Origin of the sequence: Curtobacterium oceanosedimentum, assembly GCF_040545555.1 — a bacterium.
In the GTDB taxonomy this organism is placed as follows: Bacteria; Actinomycetota; Actinomycetes; order Actinomycetales; family Microbacteriaceae; genus Curtobacterium.
In genome coordinates this window covers 22,183-42,413 of sequence record NZ_JBEPMD010000002.1, presented here as the reverse complement: position 1 = coordinate 42,413, position 20,231 = coordinate 22,183, and the positions used below count along the sequence as shown (strand labels likewise).

13 protein-coding genes are annotated in these 20,231 nt (G+C 69.5%); 10 read left to right on the top strand and 3 right to left on the bottom strand.

Annotation, left to right across the window (positions count from 1 at the left end):
* Positions 1 to 410: 410 nt before the first annotated feature.
* Both ABIC52_RS01955 and ABIC52_RS01950 read right to left on the bottom strand, forming a co-directional pair.
* Positions 411 to 1,358 (bottom strand): NUDIX hydrolase, encoded by a 948-nt coding sequence (locus ABIC52_RS01955; protein ID WP_126890879.1) that lies wholly within the window; start codon positions 1,356 to 1,358, stop codon positions 411 to 413.
* Positions 1,355 to 3,520: an RNA degradosome polyphosphate kinase gene (locus ABIC52_RS01950; protein WP_126890878.1), complete on the bottom strand. Its 2,166-nt coding sequence runs from the start codon at positions 3,518 to 3,520 to the stop codon at positions 1,355 to 1,357. The genes ABIC52_RS01955 and ABIC52_RS01950 overlap by 4 nt, the downstream gene beginning before the upstream one ends.
* Positions 3,521 to 3,770: 250 nt before the next feature.
* Here ABIC52_RS01950 and ABIC52_RS01945 point away from each other — a divergent pair, with 250 nt between their 5' ends.
* The 8 genes from ABIC52_RS01945 (at position 3,771) to ABIC52_RS01910 (ending at position 14,594) form a co-directional block, all read left to right on the top strand.
* Positions 3,771 to 4,052, top strand: coding sequence for a hypothetical protein (locus ABIC52_RS01945; protein WP_058729289.1), 282 nt, complete (start codon positions 3,771 to 3,773; stop codon positions 4,050 to 4,052).
* Between the two features lie 155 nt (positions 4,053 to 4,207).
* Positions 4,208 to 9,514, top strand: a complete 5,307-nt coding sequence (locus tag ABIC52_RS01940; RefSeq protein ID WP_354026487.1) for a DUF6531 domain-containing protein — start codon at positions 4,208 to 4,210, stop codon at positions 9,512 to 9,514.
* 23 nt (positions 9,515 to 9,537) lie between these two features.
* Entirely contained in the window at positions 9,538 to 9,972 is a 435-nt protein-coding gene (locus tag ABIC52_RS01935) for a hypothetical protein (protein ID WP_354026486.1), read from the top strand.
* Between the two features lie 453 nt (positions 9,973 to 10,425).
* On the top strand, positions 10,426 to 10,833 hold the full coding sequence (locus ABIC52_RS01930; protein ID WP_209675457.1) for a hypothetical protein: 408 nt from the start codon (positions 10,426 to 10,428) through the stop codon (positions 10,831 to 10,833).
* Positions 10,834 to 11,037: 204 nt separating this feature from the next.
* Positions 11,038 to 11,463: a hypothetical protein gene (locus ABIC52_RS01925; RefSeq protein WP_126890874.1), complete on the top strand. Its 426-nt coding sequence runs from the start codon at positions 11,038 to 11,040 to the stop codon at positions 11,461 to 11,463.
* Between the two features lie 265 nt (positions 11,464 to 11,728).
* A complete protein-coding gene (locus ABIC52_RS01920) occupies positions 11,729 to 12,175 on the top strand; it encodes a hypothetical protein (protein ID WP_126890873.1) in 447 nt (148 codons plus the stop codon).
* A 731-nt stretch (positions 12,176 to 12,906) separates the two neighbouring features.
* Positions 12,907 to 13,569 carry a hypothetical protein gene (locus tag ABIC52_RS01915; protein WP_209823829.1) on the top strand — a complete coding sequence of 221 codons (663 nt, stop codon included), beginning with the start codon at positions 12,907 to 12,909 and terminating at the stop codon, positions 13,567 to 13,569.
* 23 nt (positions 13,570 to 13,592) lie between these two features.
* The gene (locus ABIC52_RS01910) at positions 13,593 to 14,594 is read left to right on the top strand and encodes a DUF3592 domain-containing protein (RefSeq protein WP_354026485.1); all 1,002 of its coding nucleotides are present in this window, start codon (positions 13,593 to 13,595) and stop codon (positions 14,592 to 14,594) included.
* A 150-nt stretch (positions 14,595 to 14,744) separates the two neighbouring features.
* Here the strand turns inward: ABIC52_RS01910 and ABIC52_RS01905 are convergent, their stop codons facing one another.
* The gene (locus tag ABIC52_RS01905; protein ID WP_354026484.1) at positions 14,745 to 15,710 is read right to left on the bottom strand and encodes a hypothetical protein; all 966 of its coding nucleotides are present in this window, start codon (positions 15,708 to 15,710) and stop codon (positions 14,745 to 14,747) included.
* A gap of 341 nt (positions 15,711 to 16,051) precedes the next feature.
* Between ABIC52_RS01905 and ABIC52_RS01900 the strand changes: the two genes are divergently transcribed.
* Positions 16,052 to 18,742, top strand: coding sequence for a hypothetical protein (locus tag ABIC52_RS01900; RefSeq protein ID WP_354026483.1), 2,691 nt, complete (start codon positions 16,052 to 16,054; stop codon positions 18,740 to 18,742).
* Positions 18,739 to 20,196 (top strand): ABC transporter substrate-binding protein, encoded by a 1,458-nt coding sequence (locus tag ABIC52_RS01895; RefSeq protein WP_354026482.1) that lies wholly within the window; start codon positions 18,739 to 18,741, stop codon positions 20,194 to 20,196. Before ABIC52_RS01900 ends, ABIC52_RS01895 begins: the two co-directional genes overlap by 4 nt.
* The last annotated feature ends 35 nt before the right edge of the window (positions 20,197 to 20,231 follow it).

The following is a 20,231-nucleotide window of genomic DNA, read 5'->3' as shown; positions in this document are numbered from 1 at the left end:
CCGGGAGCGACTGTAGGGACGCGAGGTGACGGGGATGACGCTCCTCGGTGAACGGGAGGTGAACGAGGGGTTGTCCCGGCTCGGGCGCCGGGCGGTCGATTCCCGGAGGGTGCAGGATCGGGTCACCGTGCGCGGGGACGGACGATGCGATCGCATCGGTTCAGCGGTGCGGTGCGGGTTCCGGTCTGGAGGCGCGCCACGCCTCCGCCTCGTCGCCTGCGGTCCGGTGGGTGCGGACCGGTGGATGCGGACCGGACGACGCGGTGCGGCGGGCGCTGACCGGGGCGCGGACCCGTGCGAGCGGGCCGGAGCGCTGCGGTGCGGGCAGGACGGGGCGTCGCGACCGCACGGTGGGTCGTGGGTCGTGGGTGTCGTGCTGTGCTGCGTCCCGGTCCGACCGGGCGCCGGGGTCAGGCCGGGATCGTGTTGCGGTGGGTCTCGACGGCGACGAGCTTCTCGCCCGCGATGTGCAGCACGGCGAAGTCCCCGACCGAGAGCATCGCGGCCCGACGGAGGTCGAAGCGACGGCGGTCGTCGGCGGTGGCCGAGGCGATGCGCGCGATGATGTCCGGCAGCACCGGACCGTGGGAGCACAGCACGGCGGACTTCGCCTTCGCGATCCGCTTCTGCACGACGCCCTTGACGTCGGCGGCCCCGCGGTCGTGGGCGTCCTGGCTGATGTCCGTCGTGCTCGAGACCCCGACCTTCGTCCGCGCAGAGAGCGGCTCGACGGTCGCGAGGCACCGAGCCGCCGTGCTGCTGACGATCTTCTTCGGACCGAACGCCGCGACGGGAGCCGCGACGGCCTTGGCCTGGGACCGTCCGACCGGCAGCAGCGGACGGGTGGCATCGGGGCCGTCCCAGTCCGAACCGGGCACGGTCTTCGCGTGCCGGAGGGCGATCAGCGCGAAGGTCCGGTGCTCACCCGCAGCGACACGGTCGGCGAACCGGTCGAGGATCGCGACGTCGCGTTCGTACGTCAGCCGTGCCCGTGCCCGGTCGACGGTCACCCACTCGATCGCGGCGACCTCGTCGTTCGGTCGGAACTTCCCCGCCCGTTCGTACTCCTTCGAGCCGACGCGGGCGGACCAGTAGTGCACGACCTTGTCGCGACCGCTCGGGAGCACGTACTCCGCGGTACCGAGCGGGGCGCCGAGGTGGACGCGGTACCCGGTCTCCTCGTCGATCTCCCGCACGGCGGTCGTCGGGATGCTCTCACCGGGGTCGACCTTGCCCTTCGGCAGGGAGACGTCCTGGTGGTGGTCCCGGTGGACGAGCAGCACCAGCGGCACTCCGTCCCGTTCACGCCAGACGACCGCGCCCGCCGCGACGACGGGCCCCGTGGGGCCGCCGCTCACCGAGCCGAACGCTTCCGGGCCGAGATCTTCCGCATGAGCACATTCTGCACGTCGTCGAGCGGACGGCCGTCCGGGTCCGTGGAGTGGCGCGTCCACTCGCCGTCGGACTCGAGGTGCCACGAGCTCGTCGACTCCGCCATCGCGAGTTCGAACATCTCCTCGACCTCGGTCACGTGGGCCGGGTCGGTGAGCCGGACCAGCGCCTCGACGCGGCGGTCGAGGTTGCGGTGCATCATGTCGGCCGAACCGATGAACACCACCGGGTCGCCGTCGTTGTGGAACGTGAAGGCGCGCGAGTGCTCGAGGTACCGGCCGACGACGCTGCGCACGCGAATCGTCTCGCTGACGCCCTCGATGCCCGGCTTCAGCGAGCAGATGCCGCGCACCCAGACGTCGATCGGCACACCGGCCTGGCTCGCCAGGTAGAGCGCGTCGATGATCTGCTCGTCGACCATCGAGTTGACCTTGATCCGGATGCCGGACGGCTTTCCGGCGCGGGCGTTGGCGGCCTCGGCCTGGATCCGCTTCACGAGCCCCTTGCGCAGGTGCAGCGGCGCGACGAGCAGCCGCTTGAACTTCTTCTCGATCGCGTAGCCGGACAGCTCGTTGAACAGACGGGTGAGGTCCTTGCCCACGGTGTCGTCCGCGGTGAACAGCCCCATGTCCTCGTAGATGCGCGAGGTCTTCGGGTTGTAGTTGCCCGTGCCGATGTGGCTGTAGTGCTTGAGCGTGCCGCCCTCCTGCCGGATGACGAGCACGAGCTTCGAGTGCGTCTTCAGTCCGACCAGGCCGTAGACGACGTGCACCCCGGCCTTCTCGAGCTTGCGCGCCCAGGTGATGTTGTTCTGCTCGTCGAAGCGCGCCTTGATCTCGACGAGAGCCAGGACCTGCTTGCCCGCGGCGGCGGCGTCGATCAGCGCCTCGACGATCGGGCTGTCGCCGGACGTGCGGTAGAGCGTCTGCTTGATCGCCAGGACGTTCGGGTCGGCAGCGGCCTGCTCGAGGAACGCCTGCACGCTCGTCGCGAAGGACTCGTACGGGTGGTGCACGAGGACGTCGCGCGAGCCGATGGCGCGGAACAGGTCGGGCTTCGTGTTCGGCTCGCCCGGCTGGAACTGCACCGGCGTCGTCGGGACGTGGCGCGGGTAGTGGAGGTCCGGGCGGGCGATCTTCGCGATCTCGAACAGGCCGCCGAGGTCGAGCGGCGACGGCAGGCGGTAGACCTCCTGCTCGGTGACGTCGAGCTCGCGCACGAGGAGGTCGAGGGTCACCGGGTCCATGTCCTCGGTGATCTCGAGACGGATCGGCGGACCGAAGCGGCGACGGAGCAGCTCGCGCTCGAGCGCCTGGATGAGGTTCTCGGCCTCGTCCTCCTCGATCTCGACGTCCTCGTTGCGGGTGACGCGGAAGACGTGGTGCTCGAGGACCTCCATCCCCGGGAACAGGTCGTCGAGGTGGTTCGCGATGAGGTCCTCGAGCGGGATGAAGCGCATCCGCCCGGAGCCGTCGTCGGGCAGCGCGATGAAGCGCGAGAAGTTCTGCGGCACCTTGAGGCGCGCGAACTCCTGCCGCTGCGACTTCGGGTTCCGAACTCGGACCGCCAGGTTCAGCGACAGGCCGGAGATGTAGGGGAACGGGTGCGCCGGGTCGACCGCGAGCGGCATGAGCACCGGGAAGATCTGCTCGTTGAAGTACTCCCGCATGCGCAGGCGGTCGGCTTCGTCGAGGTCGGACCAGTGCTCGATGTGGATCCCGGCGGCGTCGAGGTCCGGCTTCAGCGACTCGATGAAGGCAGCCGCGTGCCGGTCCTGCAGCTCGTGCGCCTTCCGGGCGATGTCCCGCAGGACGTCGCTCGGCGCGCGGCCGACGTTGGTCGGGACGGCGATGCCGGTGTCGATGCGACGCTTGAGACCCGCGACGCGCACCATGAAGAACTCGTCGAGGTTGGACGCGAAGATCGCCAGGAAGTTGGCACGCTCGAGCAGTGGCTGCGTGCGGTCCTCGCCCAGTTCGAGCACGCGCTGGTTGAAGCGCAGCCAGCTCAGCTCGCGGTCGAAGTAGCGGTCCGACGGCAGCGACTCGTGCTCGATCTCGACGACCTCGTCGAAGTCGTCGAGGTCGGGAGCGACGGATTCGCCGTCGAGCTGCGGTTCGGTGTCCATGTCGACATCCTGCCACCAGCCCCCTCTGCTCGGAGGAGCACGGGTGACCGCTGGGGAAAGCGCGCGTGAACGACCAGCCTGTGCAGGAGTGTCACCGACGAGCGCGAACGTGCCCCTCGGACTGGGGAGGAAACGTCACGATATACGGACGGTGACATTGTCGGGCTCCGCGGGTATGGTGGGCGGCGTTCAGGCCTCCGGGGGGATTCCACTGCGCGGGGGTGCAGGTACGAAGAGAATGAGGTTGACCATGTCGCGTGTCCTTTCCACCGAGCAGGCGAAGACCGCCATCCGCCAGATCCAGTCCATCGTGAACGGCGGGTTCACGGACCAGATCTCGCAGCTCGACGCCCAGGGGCGCATCCTGTCCGACTCGAACGTGTGGGACGGCCCGCTCGCCTCGACCTTCCGTGGGTCGACCTGGCCCGAGACCAAGGCGGCCCTCGACAAGGCGAAGACCGAGCTCGAGCAGCTCCGCACGCAGCTCGACAAGATCTCGCAGGACATCTTCACCGCGGGTGGCGGCGCGTAAGCACCCACCCCACACCCGGTCCACCGTCTCGTCTCGGTGGGCCGGGTGTTCGCGGTCGGGGGGCCGACCGCACCACAGCACGACGCGTGCAACTCGCGCGACCAGCACGATCAGCACCACCAGCACGTCCAGCACCAGCTCCGGGGGGAACGACCATGGCCCAGATCCACGCCAACATGGATCCGATCGAGTTCGACGACGCGACGGCCGATGCGTTGCAGAGCGCGATGAAGTCCGCGGCGGGGGCGATCGACGGCCAACGCGGTTCCCGTCGCTCGTACGTCTCGACCGCGTCGCAGGAGTTCCGCGGCCGCTTCGCCCAGCTGTTCTCGTCGAACGCCGATGTGGCCGACTCGGACGCCGACCGGATCGCGACGGCGCTGGAGAAGGTCGCTGGCTGGGTCGGCCAGATGAAGGAAGCCGCGGCGAAGGAGCGGGACAACCGCAGGCGCGCTCGCGAGTGGCAGGAGCGCGAGGACGAGCGGAACGGCTTGCAGGACTTCTGGAACGACACCTTCCACTACGACCCGATGCCGGACATCAAGAACGACGCGCCGCCGACCTTCAAGGAACCGGACGTGCGCGCGCGGCCCCGTGAGACGCCGAACCCGGGTTCCGGTGGGGGCGGAGGCGGCGGGACGTCGTCGGCGCGTCCGAGCGACCTCCGCTCCTTCGCGACCGGTTCGGTGTCGCTGGACAGCGCCCTCGAAGGACGACCAGCCGCGTTGCGGGGGAAGCTCACCGACTTCGCCGCCAAGTGCTCGTGGGGCCACATCGACGCTGACAGCGTCGTCACCGCCTTCGAGCAGTGGCTCGACGCGAACGCCCAGGACGCGGAGTGGGCCACCACCATCGCGGATGCCTTCACCGCGGCCGGCGGCGAGGGCAACGTCTCGACGGTCGCGGACTCCGCGCTCGCCGCGGCCCTCGCAGCCGCCGGTGTCTCCGAGACCCGCCAGGACCTGCAGTTCGAGCCGCCGTCGGCGTACGGCGCCCAGCCCACGACGGGCTTCTCGATGGACCCGGTCAACACCACGACCGGCAACTTCCTCGAACCGGAGCTCGACCTCGGGTTCACCGGTGCCTCGGCCTCGCTCGAGGTCACCCGCATGTACAACTCCCTCGACGAGCACGTCGGGCTCTTCGGCCCGGGTTGGTCGTCGATCCTCGAGACGCGTCTGCTCCTCGACGACGAGGGGGCGACCTTCGTCGGCGCCGACGGCCGACAGATCCGCTTCCAGCGCTCCGGCGAGGGCTGGGACCGCGGTGTCGGCGAGAACCGCTGGCTCGCCGCCGAGGGCGACCTGCTCGTCGTGCGCGACAACGCCGGGGTCCGGATCGACTTCACCCCGTCCGGTCTCTGGACCGGACAGCGCGGCGGGGTCGGGACGGCGGTCCGGGTTGTCCGCGACACCGAGGACCTGGTCGTCCGGCTCGAGCACGAACGCGGCCGCTGGGTCGAGATCGAGCACGTCGACGGACGCGTCGCGGTCCTCCGGGCTTCCGACGGTCGGCGGGTCGAGTACGGGTACGACGACCGCGGGCGACTCGTCAGCGTGACCGACCCCGTCGGTACCCGCCGCTACGGGTGGAACGACGACGACCTCGTCGTCACCGTGACATCGGCTGCCGGGGTCGTCGAGGTCGACAACACCTACGACGACCAGCGCCGTGTGGTCGAACAGGTCAGCCCGCACGGCCGAGCGGTGCGCTTCGCCTACCTGCCCGGTCGCGTCACGGTCGTGTCCGACCACGACGGCTCGCGCGCGAACTCCTACATCGCCGATGCCAAGGGTCGGCTCGTCGGGGTCATCGACTCCGACGACCGGCGACAGTCGATGAGCTACGACCGACACGGCAACCTGGTGTCGGCCACCGAGCGGGACGGCTCCGTCACCGTGCACGCCTACGACGACCGCGGTCGGAAGACCCGGACGGTGACCCCCTCCGGCGGTGACATCACCTACGGCTACGACGACCAGGACCGGGTGACCACCGTCGTCACCGAGGCCGGGGCGGTCGTGTCCTACGAGTACCGCGGCGACGACCGCGACCCGTCCGTCATCGTCGATCCGGTCGGTGGCCGCACCGAGCTCACGTGGACGCACGGCGTCCTCACGCACGTGGTCGACCCGACCGGAGTCGTCCTCGACCTCGAGCACGACGACTTCGGCGAGCTCGTGGCGACCACGAACGCGGTCGGGGACACCGCCCGGATCGAGCGTGACGCTGCCGGTCGTCCGGTCGCCGCGGTCAGCCCGTCCGGCGCACGGACCGAGTACCGCTGGGACGCGGCGGGGCTCCTCGTCGAGCGCCGGGACGCCGACGGTGCCGTCTGGCGGTACGAGCACACGGCCGGTGGGCGCGTCGCATCGATCACCGATCCACTCGGTGCCCGCACCACCTTCGAGTACGCGGCGAGCGGCGAGCTGGCGACCACCGTCGACCCCCTGGGTCGGCGGGTCACGCGGACGTTCGACGACCAGGGGAACGTCGCCGCGCTCGCCCTGCCGGGTGACGCGGTCTGGACGTTCGCGCACGACGGGTTGTCGCGCCTCCAGGCCGTCACCGACCCGACGGGCGCGACCTGGCGACACGAGTACGACGCCAACGGCGGCCTCGCCGCCACCGTCGACCCGACCGGCGTGCGGCAGGAGGTCGCGCGGGACGTCGCGACCGGCGTCGCGACCCTGCGCGATGCGTTCTCCGCCACCACGTTCCGTTTCGACGAGTTCGGGCGACCCGTCGAGCAGACGAGTGACGAGACCGGATCCGAGCTGCTGACGTACGACGCAGCCGGACGGCCCGTCGAGCTCGTCGACGGCGAAGGCGGCCTGACGCGCATCGAGCGCGACCTTGGTGGGCGGGTGACCGCGATCGTCAGCCCGTCCGGCGCCCGCTCGACCTACGAGTACGACGCGTGCGGGCGGCCGTCCGCGGCCGCCGACGCCACGGGAGCGCGGACGACGCTCACCTACGACGTGGATTCCCGCGTCGTCGCCCGGACACTGCCCACCGGCGAGGTCGAGGAGACCACCTACGACGCCGTCGGCCGCGTGGTCGCGCAGACGACGGCGGGATCCGGCACGAGCCGGTACCGCCACGACCGGGCCGGGAGGCTCGTCTCCAGTCACGACGCACGCTTCGGTCACCGACGGTTCCGCTACGACGCTGCAGGGCAGCTGGTCGAGGCCGTCGACGGGCTCGGGGGCACCACCCGCTTCGCCTACGACGAGCGGGGCCGGCTCACCGAGGTCACGGACCCCGCCGGCGGGGTCACGCGGCGCCGGTACGACGGGGCGGACCGCGTGGTCGCGGCCGTCGACCCGCTCGGTCGCGAGACGACGGCGCGGTACGACGCAGCCGGTCGCCAGGTGGAGCAGACCGACCCCGAGGGCCGGACCACCAGCTGGACCTTCGACGCCACCGGCCGCGCGACCGAGGTCCTGGTCGACGGTCGGCTGGTGAGCGAGACCCGACGCGACGCCGTCGACCGCACCGTCGTCGTCACCGACCACACCCGTGGTGCGGGCCGGACGGTCGACCACGAGCTCGAGTACGACCGCCGCGGGCTCCTCGTCCGACGGAGCCGGGGTGGGCGTTCCGTGCGGTGGGAGTACGACGCCGACGGCAACCGGACTGCGCGAACCGATGCCACGGGTACACGGACCGAGTGGCGCCGCGATGCAGTGGGCCGCGCCGTCGCCGTCGAGCGACAGGGGCTCGCCGCGGCGACCTTCGCCTACGACGCAGCCGGGCGGATCGTCCAGGCGTCGACCGGCGACGTCGTCCAGTCGTGGTCGTACGAGCGGGGTGCGCTGGTCGCCCACACGACGACGACGCCCGATGGCGCGATGGTCACGCGCATCGAACGCGACGACCAGGGCCGGATCGTCGCGCTCGACGGTCCGGTCGGTCGTGTCGAGTACGCGTACGACGCCGCCGGGCAGCTCGTCCGTGCCGGGAGCTCCGCGTGGGAGTACGGCGACGGCGGGCGGCTGCTGCGCGAGGTCGTCGACGGTGCTGCGACGACGTTCGAGTACGACGCTGCGGGGCAGCTCACGGCCTCCGTCCGGGACGAGGAGCGGACGGAGTACCTGTACGACGGGCTCGGTCGACGGATCCGTCGTACCCGCCCGGACGGGTCGACCGAGGAGTACGCCTGGTCCGACCTCGGGTCGCTGACCGCCGTCGTGTCGCGGGACCGTTCGTACGGTGAGACCGGTCGGGCCGAGGTGTGGACCGACGTGCTCGGAGAGCTCGCGGAGGTCGGCGGCGCCGAGGTGTGGTGGGACTCCGCCGCGCCGCTGCCCGCGATGGTGTCGATCGGCGGGGAGAGCGTGCTCGACCTGCCGGGCGGCGCGGTCGCCGTGGGTGATGCCTGGTCGATCGCAGGCTGGCGGACCGCTCGTTCCACGGACCCTTCGGACCCGTGGGCGGTGCTCGCATCGGTCCAGGGAGCGGCGCTACCCACCGGCGTCTCGCTCACCGCTGACGGCGGGCTGTCGATCGCGGGGCTGGAGTGGCTCGGGGCGCGCGTGTACGACCCGGCGGCGCGGGGCTTCCTGTCGACGGACCCGTTGGCGCCCGTGCTCGGTGCGGCGTGGTCGGCGAACCCGTACTCGTACGCCGGGAACGATCCGATGCACGCGATCGACCCCCTGGGGCTCCGACCGGCGACGGATGAGGACCTGGCGGCGTACCGGGATGCGAACCAGGGCGTCATCGGCGCAGTCCGGAACTGGGCTGACGAGAACTCCGAGCTGATCTCGAACATCGCCATCGGTGTCGGCGTCGTCCTGGCGGTCGGGGCTATGTTCACCCCTCTGGGACCCGTTGTTGCGCTCGCTGTCGCAGCAGGTTCTGGAGCAGCGTTGGCCGGAGGTTTCTCCATCAAGAAGAATCGAGGCCCAGACGGGCGCGTCGACTGGGGCAAGGTTGGTCAGGACACACTCGTCGGCGCAGCGGCCGGTGCCGCCGGTGGCGGCGCGGCGATAGGTCTCGCGAAGGCCGCGCCGGCCGCTTCGCTCGCGCTCGGGTCAGGTGTCAGGGGTGTGGCGTCTCAGGCGTTCTCGTCCGCAGGCCGTGGCGCAATTGCGTCTGGAACGTCAGGCGCTGTCAACAACGTCGGGGACTACTACTTCAACGACGAGATCAAGGACAAGAACCCGCTCGGGTACGCAACGGCAGCCGCCACAGGATTCGGCACCGGAGCAGCCTCCAGCATCGCTACAGGGCGTCTCTCAGGATCACTCGTCAACAGCTTCGGGATCACGTCCACGGTCGGAAGAGAGATAGCAGGCAACGCCGTCTCGAGCGGCGTCGGCGTCGTGTCGTCCGAGGTGAACGAAGCGATCCGGCCTGGCGGAGACCCCTCGCTCGGAAACATCATCCAGACCTTCACGACCGGCGCGGCGCAGGGTGGTGACGGCCCGACTGTCGGGGTCCATCGGAGATGGTGAGAGGCGGGAGGTACGGTGTTCGCATGACCGGGAAGTCGTCCACTGCGGCGAGGAAGAAGCGTCCCGTCGTCGGGATCGCCATAGTATTGCTGCTGTTCGTTGTTCCAGGGCTGCTCTTCTTTGTGATACCCGTCGGGATCACGGCGTACGACGACTCGCATCGGATGTCGATCACGTGCACCGTCCGTAGCGCCGTCACTGGAACGGAATCGAGCGGCTCATTCAAGGGGGGCGGTGCGTCGGGGCCCCAGGTCGTTGTCGTGACCGAGCAGTGTGGCAAGATCCTGCTCCAAGACGGCATCAATTCCTCGAACGCGGATGCCGTCGCGAAGAGAGTATCGACTGCGGACAGTGTCCGTTTCACTGTTGGCGACGCGGCATACCGACTTCGCGCTCAACTTGCAATTTTCGGCGTGTCACCCACTGGCTACAGCTTCGAGGTCGTGGGTGCCAGTTGATCCACACGGGAAGCCCAGCGGTCCGTGATGAAGAAAGCTGCGCCGACCGGGCCTGACGGGGGCGACTGCGAGCCGATAAGAGTGCTGAGCGAATGAGTCCATCAGCAGCGCGATGCATCGTCGGATCTGCGGATCAACCATCCGGGTCAACGAGGCTGGCTCCCCGCGTGCAAGGGAATCGCGCCACCACGTCTGCGTGCGTTTTCCTGTCGGGAGCCGGAGAGGTGAGACAGGCTCGAGTCCCGCAGTGCTCCACGTGGTGAGGAGCACTTCATGTCCAACTCCTCGGTGTGCTGCTGTCGAGATGTTGGACCCTGACGGCGACCGTGGAGGCGAACTCCTTCAAGACGGTATCAACGGCATGATCGACGGCTCGATCGGTTCTACGAAGCCTAAACACTGACGCGGTTCGGCCAGGCGCGCAAGCATCATCGATGCAAGGAGTCAGAGTCGATGCGGAAAGAGCGCTCGATGCGGTCGAGAAGAATCATTTTCTCCTCATGGCTGATCGGGATGGTGCTGATATTCACCGCGATTTTTGTCGCGCCGGTGACGCTGAAGGCATATGACGCCGCTCACCCGCTCGTGGTGGAATGCCGCATCATCGCGGCGACTGCGGGTGACGGATCATCGAGATCTGTGCGCGGTATTGGTGCATCGTTCAATCAGGTGCGCCTTGATTCTTCAGACTGCGGCGTCCTGTTCATACGCAGAGGGGTGTCGGCAAACAATGCTTCACAAATTGCAGCGGAGTTTCAGGATGGTCGCCGTTACGAGTTGCAGTTCGGTGCCGCTTCGTACCGTTTCCGCGATTTGCTTCGAACCTTGCACCAGGCGGTCGAGGTTCAGCGCTTAGATTAGCGAGAGCTTCTGAGTGCCCGCGTGCAGGCTTGTTTCAAGCGCCGGGAGTCAGCTGAGAGATGGCAGTGTACGAGATTACTTGCGGTGGTGCTCTTCTTCGGGCGGCAAATGAGCTGCTGACATGAGGGTCGAGCAGAGAACGCCGGGCGCTCGGAGTGCGTAGCGGCAGGCGCCGGGTCCTGAGTGCATGAGTGAGGTGCAAGGATGAACGATGCTCGCCGGGGAGTGGTCCAGAGGCGGGTCAAGGTGTTCGCCGTGCTTGCGCTTATCGTGTTTGGGCCTCTCGCCCTCCTGATCGGAGGGCCGTTGGCTCTTGTTGCTTATGACAAGTCGCACCTCATCTCCATTGATTGCACGGTCACGAGTGCAGAGTCAGCTGTTGGCTCTACGCGTTCGTCGAAGGGAATCGGCAGTTCCATGAACCAGGTCTTCATCAAGACGAACTGCGGAGAGTTTGTTCTCGGCGCCGGCGTGACTACTGTCAACCGCGCTGAGATAGCAAACGAGCTTGATCGCGGAGGCCGTTACGAATTTGATATCGGCGGAGGGTCCTGGAGGTTGCGGAGCTTCCTCGAAGCCGTCAGCATCGCTCGCGTGGTGTACGGCTACGAGCCTGTCGGGGGCAGCTGAGCGCCTTCAGCTGCTGTTCCTCGACCGGACCTTCGGCAGTTCGCGGGTACTCGGCGGGCCGATCGGCAGCGTCGAGTGAGATTCATGGACCGTGATCAATTGCTGCGGACGAAGGGATGAAGGCTGGGTGGAGCAGCGATGCAGAGCCTGTGGATCGCGGGGTTGAAGAGGGAGAACGGCGTGAGGGATCGTCGTGCGGAACATACGATTCGTGAGACCGACAGTGGTCCGGTAGCCGGAATGGCGAATTAAGAGCGAGGGGTGTGTGTCGCACAGCAGGCTGAACCGTGGCCACTTCTCACCGAGCCGGCTGTCGGTCGTCAGGGGGCGACTCGTCTTGGCGGCGGCAGTCCTGGTCCTACTCGCGGTGGCGACCTTCTTCTTCGTCGGGCGGCAATCGATCGAGGAATACGACGAGGATCACCGGATCACCTTTGACTGCGTGATCTCGAACGCGAAAGCCTCCACAGTTTCTACGCACTCCGGCCGTGGTGTGGGTTCGTACACCGAGCAGGTGGACCTCCACACGTCCAACTGTGGGCATCTCGTGATCCGGGACGGCGTCACGAGTGAGAACAGTGCCGCTGTCGCATCGACCTTCGAGAGGGGCAAGAGGTACCGGATCACCTTGGGTGAGGCCTCGCTGAGTCTGCGTGCACCATTGTCCGTGCTCGGGGCGGTGCCAGAGGTTCGGGGATGGGAGCGAGGATGAGAAGAGAACGGGTCAGTAAGGCGCAGGTGGGGCGCGCGCCGGGGGCGAAGCGAGGGAACCGATTCGTCTTCGGGATGCTCGGGGTGATCGTCCTCGGAGTCGCTGGACTCCTGGCAGCAGGGGAGGCGTTCAGGCACTACGACCGGGAGCACCCCATCTGGGTGACCTGCGTCGTCGAATCGGCGTCTCCCGCTACGGGTGGATCGACGTCAGGACGTGGAATCGGGGCCACGTACGATCAGGTCGAGATCGCCACGGATGACTGTGGACCACTCGTGCTGCGCCGGGGCGTCGACGAGGCCAACAAGGAGCGTCTGGCTGCAAGCTTCAAGCGAGGCACTGGTCACCGGTTCGCGGTGGGCGCTGCTTCCTACCGGTGGCGTTCGGTGCTGCACTTCTTCCGGACCCCGGTGATCGTATCGGATTCGGCACCACTGCCCGAAGAGGGTCGAGGTTGACAGACAGACAGGTGCGTCGCGAGGCGTCGGAGCCTCGACGCTGGGGATCGCCGTGGTGCTGACGCGGTTGACCGTGCCGGGACGGGAGCAGGGTCGGAGCCACCCCGGCCTGATACGTTGGATGCAGGCGCCGGCCCTGCTGGCGCCTGACATCGAGTACCGCGCACAGGGGGCGCCGGCGCTCGAGGGGGCGTGAGAAGCCGGCCGCAGGTCGGCCGGAGCACGGAACTTCGGGGACGTCCGGCGCGCGAGTGCTGACCGCGAAGGACCACCATGACGACGCCGAACAACGGGCAGCCCGGCGACTGGCAGCCGAACAACGGGCAGCCGGACCAGCAGGCGCCCGGCTTCCAGCAGCCTGACCAGCAGGCGCCCGGCTTCGGCCAGCCGAACGGGCAGCAGATGCCCGGCTTCCAGCAGCCGGGCCAGCAGGCGCCCGGGTACCAGCAGCAGCCTTACGCCGGCGCGAGCGGGAGCGTTCCCCCCTGGCAGCCGCCGACCCCGGAGAAGAAGGGGAAGAACGTCGCACTCCGGATCCTCATCCCGGTCGTCGCCGTCATCGCCGCGGTTGGTGCGTCGCTGGGCGTCCGCGCGTTCTTCAACGCCACCGCCGAGCCCTCGCCGTCGGCCCTCGCGACCGAGGCGGCGAAGCAGGTCAACGAGAACTACACCTTCCCGCTCGAGCTCGACGAGGTGACCCGCTGGGACGGCGTGACGGCCGACGGCGCGCAGCTCGAGTACGCCTACACGATCGACTCCTCGGTCGATCCGGCGAGCCTGACCGCGGCGGACCTCAAGTCGTCGGTCGTGTCGAACGTCTGCCAGAAGAAGGAGTCGCGTGACCTGCTGTCGAAGGCGATCGTGATGCGCTACTCGTACGTCTTCGACGGCACGGACCGCACGATCGACTTCTCGGTTACCAGCGCCGACTGCTGACCCCGGGCGGAGGCTGAGGAGGGGTGACTCCTGCACGCCGGGTCTTCCACACGCTCCTCGCGGCGGTGGCACTGAACAGCAGCGGGCTCATCGAGCTCGGGCACTTCGGCGTCCAGGGCTGGGCGTTCGCCGTCGTCACCGTCGTCGGACTCGGCTACGGTGCGGCGCTCGTGCGCGTCGGCGCAGCGGGCTGCCTCGTACCGACGGTGCTGTTCCTCGGGAGCTTCGTCGTGCTCGTCGTCCTCGTCGACCACGCGTCGGACTGGGGGCCGCTGCAGTACGGGTGGCTGCCCGCGGTGCTGGCCGGTGCGCTCCTCGCCCGGGTGCTGTTCCCGGACGTGGGGGCGAGGCGGCGCAAGGAGACGACGGGCCGCGGGCTGCGCACGGCGGGTGGGGAGTGGCTGCGTGAGCTCGGCCCGTTCATGCTGTGCGCGGGCGCGTTCTGCGCCGCCGCGCTGGGGGCGATCCTGCACGGCGAGGGTGACGAGGCGCTGCGCTACGACGACGCACTCCGGCGGACCGGTGTGGTCGTCACCGGTGAGGTCGTGGACGTCGAGCGTGTGCACGTCACCGGGTACAAGGGGCGAGGGCACAGCGAGTACACGCCGGTGACGCGGCAACGGTACGAGGGTGTCGAGTACGAGACGACGCTCGACGAGTACACGGTGTCGAGCGATCCAGACTTCTACCGGGTCGGACAGCGCCTGCAGATCATGGTCGACCCGGACGATCCGACGACCGCCGGCGTCCGGTCCGAGGAGCTGCACGGGATGTTCGCGAGGAACGTCGACGACGGTCGCAACTACGCGTTCACAGCACTGCCGCTGCTGGCCGTGGGTGCGCCGCTCCTCGCGGTGCAGACGGTCGAGAGCATCATCCGGAGGATCCGCACCAGGCACACGCGGCGGTGGGCGAGAGCCAGGCGACAGGTGCTCGCCGCTCGACGGCGAGCTCGCCGTCTGGCCGCCGGTGTCGCCTCAGCCCACCGCGCTGGATCGTTCCCGCCACGCACCCCGTCCGAGTGAGCGCGCGACCGCCACCGGAGCAGCACGCGACAGCACGAGGCGACCGCCCCGACAGAGCGGGCCGTCCGGCGACCGCCCCGACAGAGCGGGCCGTCCGTCGGACCGGCACCGCGCCTCCAGGCCGGGTCGTGCAGGATCAGCCGCCGACGGTCAGCGCGGGAGCCCGCTCACCCACGCGCGGAACGTGACGGCATCGCTGTCACGGAGGACGACTGCCGGTGCGTCCTGGGCGTCGTACAGGAGGGCGAGGCTCTCCGGCGGCAGACCGGCCAGCTGCCGCCCCCCGAGCGACGTCGGGGCGACGAGCGCAGGGCTGGCGAAGAACGCGAGGGGCTGCGAGTCGGATTCGACGACCCCTGCCCTGCCGTCGATGAGAGCGCGGACCTCTCCGGGGTGCAGCGCGACGACGTCGCCGCCGACGAACAGGCGGATCACCGGACGCAGGCGACCGCCGGGACCGAGTGGGGCGGTGGTCCAGTCGGCGCTACAGGCGACCCCGCGCCAGGGTGGGATCGGGACGCCGTTCGGTCGGAGCGCTGCTTGGGCCGTCGCGCGGGGACGGACGACGCGCTCCTGCAGGTACGCCTCGAGCTCCGCGTAGCCGCGGGCCAGGCCCATCACGGAGAAGAGTCGCTTGCCGGTCACGTCACGTGCCTGCAGGCCGCCGTACTGGTTGGCGATCGGCAGCACCGCAGCGATCTCGCCGAGGTCGACGCGGCGCTCCTGGTGGAGGCCCTGACGGACCAGCAGGTGGTCCTCCATGGCGAGCACCCGTGTCCGGCGCATCGATCGGGACAGCACGATGCCCCCGATACCGGCCAGCAGGAGGACGATCGCCACGACGACGAGGCTGGGTTCGACACCGGTCGAGATCGTCGTGGCGGTGCCGAGCGACAGCAGGGCTCCGACCACGACGAAGACGATGGCGACGACGCGGATGAGCACCCACTGGAAGGTCCGCAGGCGCACGGTGACGAGCGCGCCGCCCTCGCTCGGCAGCGTCTCCCCGCGCTCGCGCCGGCGACGGTCGCTGTGCTTGGTCGCCGCCGTCACGGATCTCGTGATGACGAACGCCGCCACCATCGCGATGCCCACGGACGTGATCGTGATCCACATGTGTCGTCCCCCTCGTGCTGCGGCCCCTGGGCCGAGTGGCCGACCGCCACGTTCGGACGGTCGACCACTCGATCATGCATCCCCGACCACCAGGTCGTGTTCGGCGATCCCCCCAGGGTGCGGTGTGCAGAGTATCAATTCCACAGGACCGCGCAAGTTCGCATGTCGCCGGGCTGTGGCTCGAACGGGGGTGATGGCGACCTGTGGAGAACGGAACCTCACGGTATTTCAGCGGCTAGGATCGACCACGCAGTCGATTCTTGAGGGGGACGATCGTGATGTTGACGCGCGCCGGGGGGACCGGGACTCGGCAGGGGAGCCGCATCGCGGGAGTGGCGGCCGTGACGGGTGCACTCGCGCTGGTGCTCTCCGGCTGCACCGCCGACCAGGACCAGGTGACGGATCCGTCACGTGTGCTGCAGACCGTGGACACGACGCTCACCACGAACGGTGCGGTGAACGCGATCTCGGACACGACGATCTCGGTCGCCGGCAAGCGCTCGTCGTCGAAGACCGTCGACCACGACGTGAAGGACGCGGCCGGAGACCTGCCGCTCCGGATCACCACCCAGTACACGACCGACAAGCGCTCCGGGACCGACCTCGCCGACCTCGACGGGTACTCCGGTCGCGTCGAGATCGACGTGACCGTCGAGAACCTCACGGTCCGGTCGCAGGACCTCACCTACGACGTCGCGGGAGCCTCTCGTTCGACCCCGGCGCTGGTCGGCGCACCGTTCAGCGTCGCCGCTTCGACCGTGCTCGACGGGGTCGCTCCGGACCGCATCGTGACCGAGTCGGTCGACGGCGGCGCCGCCACCGACGGCGTCGTGAGCACGAACGCCTCCGGCGACGCGGTCGTCCAGTGGGGCCGGCTGCTGGCGCCGCCGACGTCGGGAGCGAGCAGCACGCTGCACCTCGTCGCCGACGTCCGCGACTTCTCGACGCCCGCGATCGACGTCGCGGCGCAGCCCGGACTGACGACGGACCTGTCGACCAGCGGCGTGATGAACGGGGCGTTCGGCTCCGAGACGGACTCCGAGCTCGCGCTGCAACGCCGGACGATCGACCTCATCGCGCAGGTGAACGAGGTGCTCGCCCGTGCCGGCGGCACCATCACCGAGGTCCGCACGAACCTCGAGTCGACGTCCGAGACCCTCGGTGTGCGGACGGCTGAGCGGCTGCAGGAGAGCAGTGCTTCGCTCGCGAGCACGATGCAGTCGCTGTCGGGCGAGCTCGGTTCGCTGAACGGGGACCTCGGCTCGACCGTGCAGGCGACGCAGTCGACGGTGCTGCAGCAGTTGCAGCAGACGACAGGCAGCCTCGATGCGCTGCTCGGTGACACCTCGGCGGCCGCTCCGGCGCCGGTGCTCGACGGCGAGGGCTGTGCCGCGGTCCCGCAGACAGGCACGGCGGGTTCGAGCGTCTACGGGAACCTGCTGCGCGTGTCCGCGCAGCTCGAGGGCTACGCCGAGGCGAGTGAGACCTGCAAGCAGGAGGTGACCGCGCAGCTGGCCGCCGCGGTCGGGCCGGAGCAGCCGGACGAAGCCAGTTGTGCGCTGGGCGAGAACGTCGAATCGCTGACGTGCTCTCTCTTCGCTTCCTCGAAGTCGATCAACCAGTCGCTCGTGGGCCTGGTGAAGGCCGGCGACGACATCGCTACAGTCCTGCGCGGGCAGAAGTTCGAGGATGCGTCGGGCAGCGTCGTCGAGCTCAAGACGACCCTCGACAACCTTTCCAAGGCGCTCGACGACTACCAGGCCGGTGCCGACGCGTCGAAGCTCGCGGGCGCGCTGGACGCTCTGGACGAGAGTTCCACCGCCTTGAGTGCCCGTTCCGACGAACTGCAAGCTGCCCTGCGAGCCGTGCACGAGCAGGCTGACTCGGCTCGGTCGCTCATCGACGGAGCCGGGTTGCCCTTCTCGATGCAGCGTCAGAACGCAGCAGTTGCAGATCAGCTCTGCTTGCTCGCGACGTTGGATCGCATCTCCGACGAAGATGCAGCGCGTCTGCGCGGTTACCTCACGGCAGAGCCCTGCGCGGGAGCTGCACCGGACACGAAGCTGAGCCCCGGACCAGGGTTCGACACACCGATGGATGCGCGCCTCGATGACCAGGCAAACCGTTGGCAAGAAGTCACCGACGGTACGAAGACCGAAGGGGCAGCAGAAGGAACGGTCGGCGGATCGGTGGGAAACCTTCGATCGCAGCTCGATGAACTCCAGGCGGCGATCAAGGAGGTTCGTGCCGCCTCGACAACCGGGGGCTCGAACATCGACAAGACGGTTGAGGACCTTCGCTCCGGTATCGAGAAAGCCCAGTCCCAGCGAACAACTGTTGCGGAGCAGCTCGAGTCCGTGCAGAAGACGCAGCTCGAGCTGGCTGACCAGGTCCAGAAGTCGTTTGCCGATGCTTCCGACAGCTCGACAGACGCGCTCGCTGAGGCGCTGCGGTCGCAGGTCCGCATTGTCGGCAAAGCCTCCGCAACGAGTCGAGATGCCGTCGTCGACGCGTTCGACAAGTCGATCGCCGGCCTCCGCACCACCTCGGGCGAGGTGACGAGCGACTCGAAGGGCACCATCGACGAGCAGAAGGGTGCCCTCCGTGAACAGAGCAGCAGCCTCGCCTCGTCGGTGGACGCGCAGACCGCCGCGAGCCTGCAGCGCATCGACGCGAGCACCAGCGCCTCGGTCCGCGACGTCGAGGGTGCGAGCACGCTGCTCACCGGCGACCTCAACCGCGTGATGCTCGACCTCGGTGACCGCAAGGTCAACGGCTCCGGCATCCTCGGCGCGATGGCCACGAGCGCGGCGAAGTCCGACTCCGCCGACTACCAGCTCGCCCTCGCGTCGCAGAACGCCTCGGGCTACGCCAACGTCCGGGCGGAGGACGTCGCCGGCATCCTCCTGCAGCAGGAGCAGTTCCGTGCCTCGCTCGACCGGGCCGCGAAGCTCCCCGCCTTCCGTCTCGACGTGCCGTCCAGCGCGACGTCGACGACGCTCTACGCCTTCCGGATCGGAGCCGAGCGATGAGCCACGTGCAGGACCACCCGACCGAGGCGACTGCTGACGAGCAGGGCGCAGACGACCCGACCACGACCGATGCTGCCCGGACCCGGAAGCGTCGGCGGACCGCGATCATCGTCGCGGTGGCCGTCCTCGTGGTCGCCGCCGTCGTCACCGCGGTGCTCGCGGTGCGCGTCTCGGCCTCGACCCCGGCCGAGGCGGTCTCCGCGACGGCCCCGGTGCCGATCAGCGTCGCCCACGTCCCCGACGGCACGAAGATCGGCGTCGTGGTCACGCTCGGCGACGGTGAGGGCGCGCAGTGGGACGACGCCGCGCAGGGCGCCCTCGTGGCGCAGCGTCGCCTGGAGCTCGGCGGCACCGACGTGCAGCTCGTGACGAAGAACGACGGCGGGTCGGCCGACGGCGCCCGGAAGGCCGTCGAAGCACTTGCGGCCGACGGCGTCTCGGGCATCGTGGTGGCGACGTCCGGCGACCACGTCCGTGGTGCCTACACCGCGGCGGCCGACGCCGGCATCCCGGTCGTCGCGCCCTACGCGGCCGGCGGTGACGACGCCTGGTCGACCGCGCCGTCGACGGAGTCCGTCGCTGCGGCACTGCAGGACGCGCTCGGTGACGTTGCGTCGCCGCTGCTCGTGGACCTGGGCGGCGGGGCGCCGTCCGGCGTCCGGTTCGCCCACGTCCTCGATGCGACGAGCGCACCCGACCTCGGCGCGCTCGCCACGACGATCGCGCAGCGCACCGGCGCAGCGGCGGGCTCCACCGACGCCGCGACGACCGACGGCCAGGAGGGAACCGTGCAGGCCGGCACCACGCAGGCCGGCACCACGCAGGACGGTGCCCAACAGGCGGCTCCGGACTCCGACGCCGTCGTCGTCAGCGGTCCGGCCGGTCGACAGGGTGCCCTCGTCGCAGCACTCCAGGAGGCGAACGTCACCGCTCCGGTCGTCCTGACCCCCGAGGCCACCAGTCCTGCCTTCGCGGCGGCGCTCGCCCAGGCGGGCGGCAGCCTCAGCGGCACGTTCCGCACCGTCGGTGTCGAGACCGACGACGCCCGCGCCCTGTCCTCGAACGCCGAGGGTCGTGCCATGTCGGCGTTCCTCGGCGGCGTCCGGGTGCTGGCGGACGACGCGGACGCGAAGAACCTGACCGGCGACCGGTCGTTCGCCTCGGTGGCGACCGTGGCCGACGCCCGCAGCCACGACGCCGTCGTCGCCCTGGTGACCGCCGTCGGGTCGGCCCGGAGCACGGACGTGAGCAAGGTCTCCGACGCGCTGGCGGGGCTCGACCTGGGCGCCGACGACGGCCTCGCCGGTCCGGCACTCGACTTCGGCGCGCGGCAGGCCCTCGGCGACCGTGCCGGTGTGCTCGCCGCCTCCGCACAGGGCCTCGGGCTGCGACCCGCGACCGCGGACGACGGCGCGACACCTGCGCTCGTCTGGTTCTCCGACTCGACCGACTGACGCCGTCCCGCCGCACCGCCGCACCGCCGCACCGC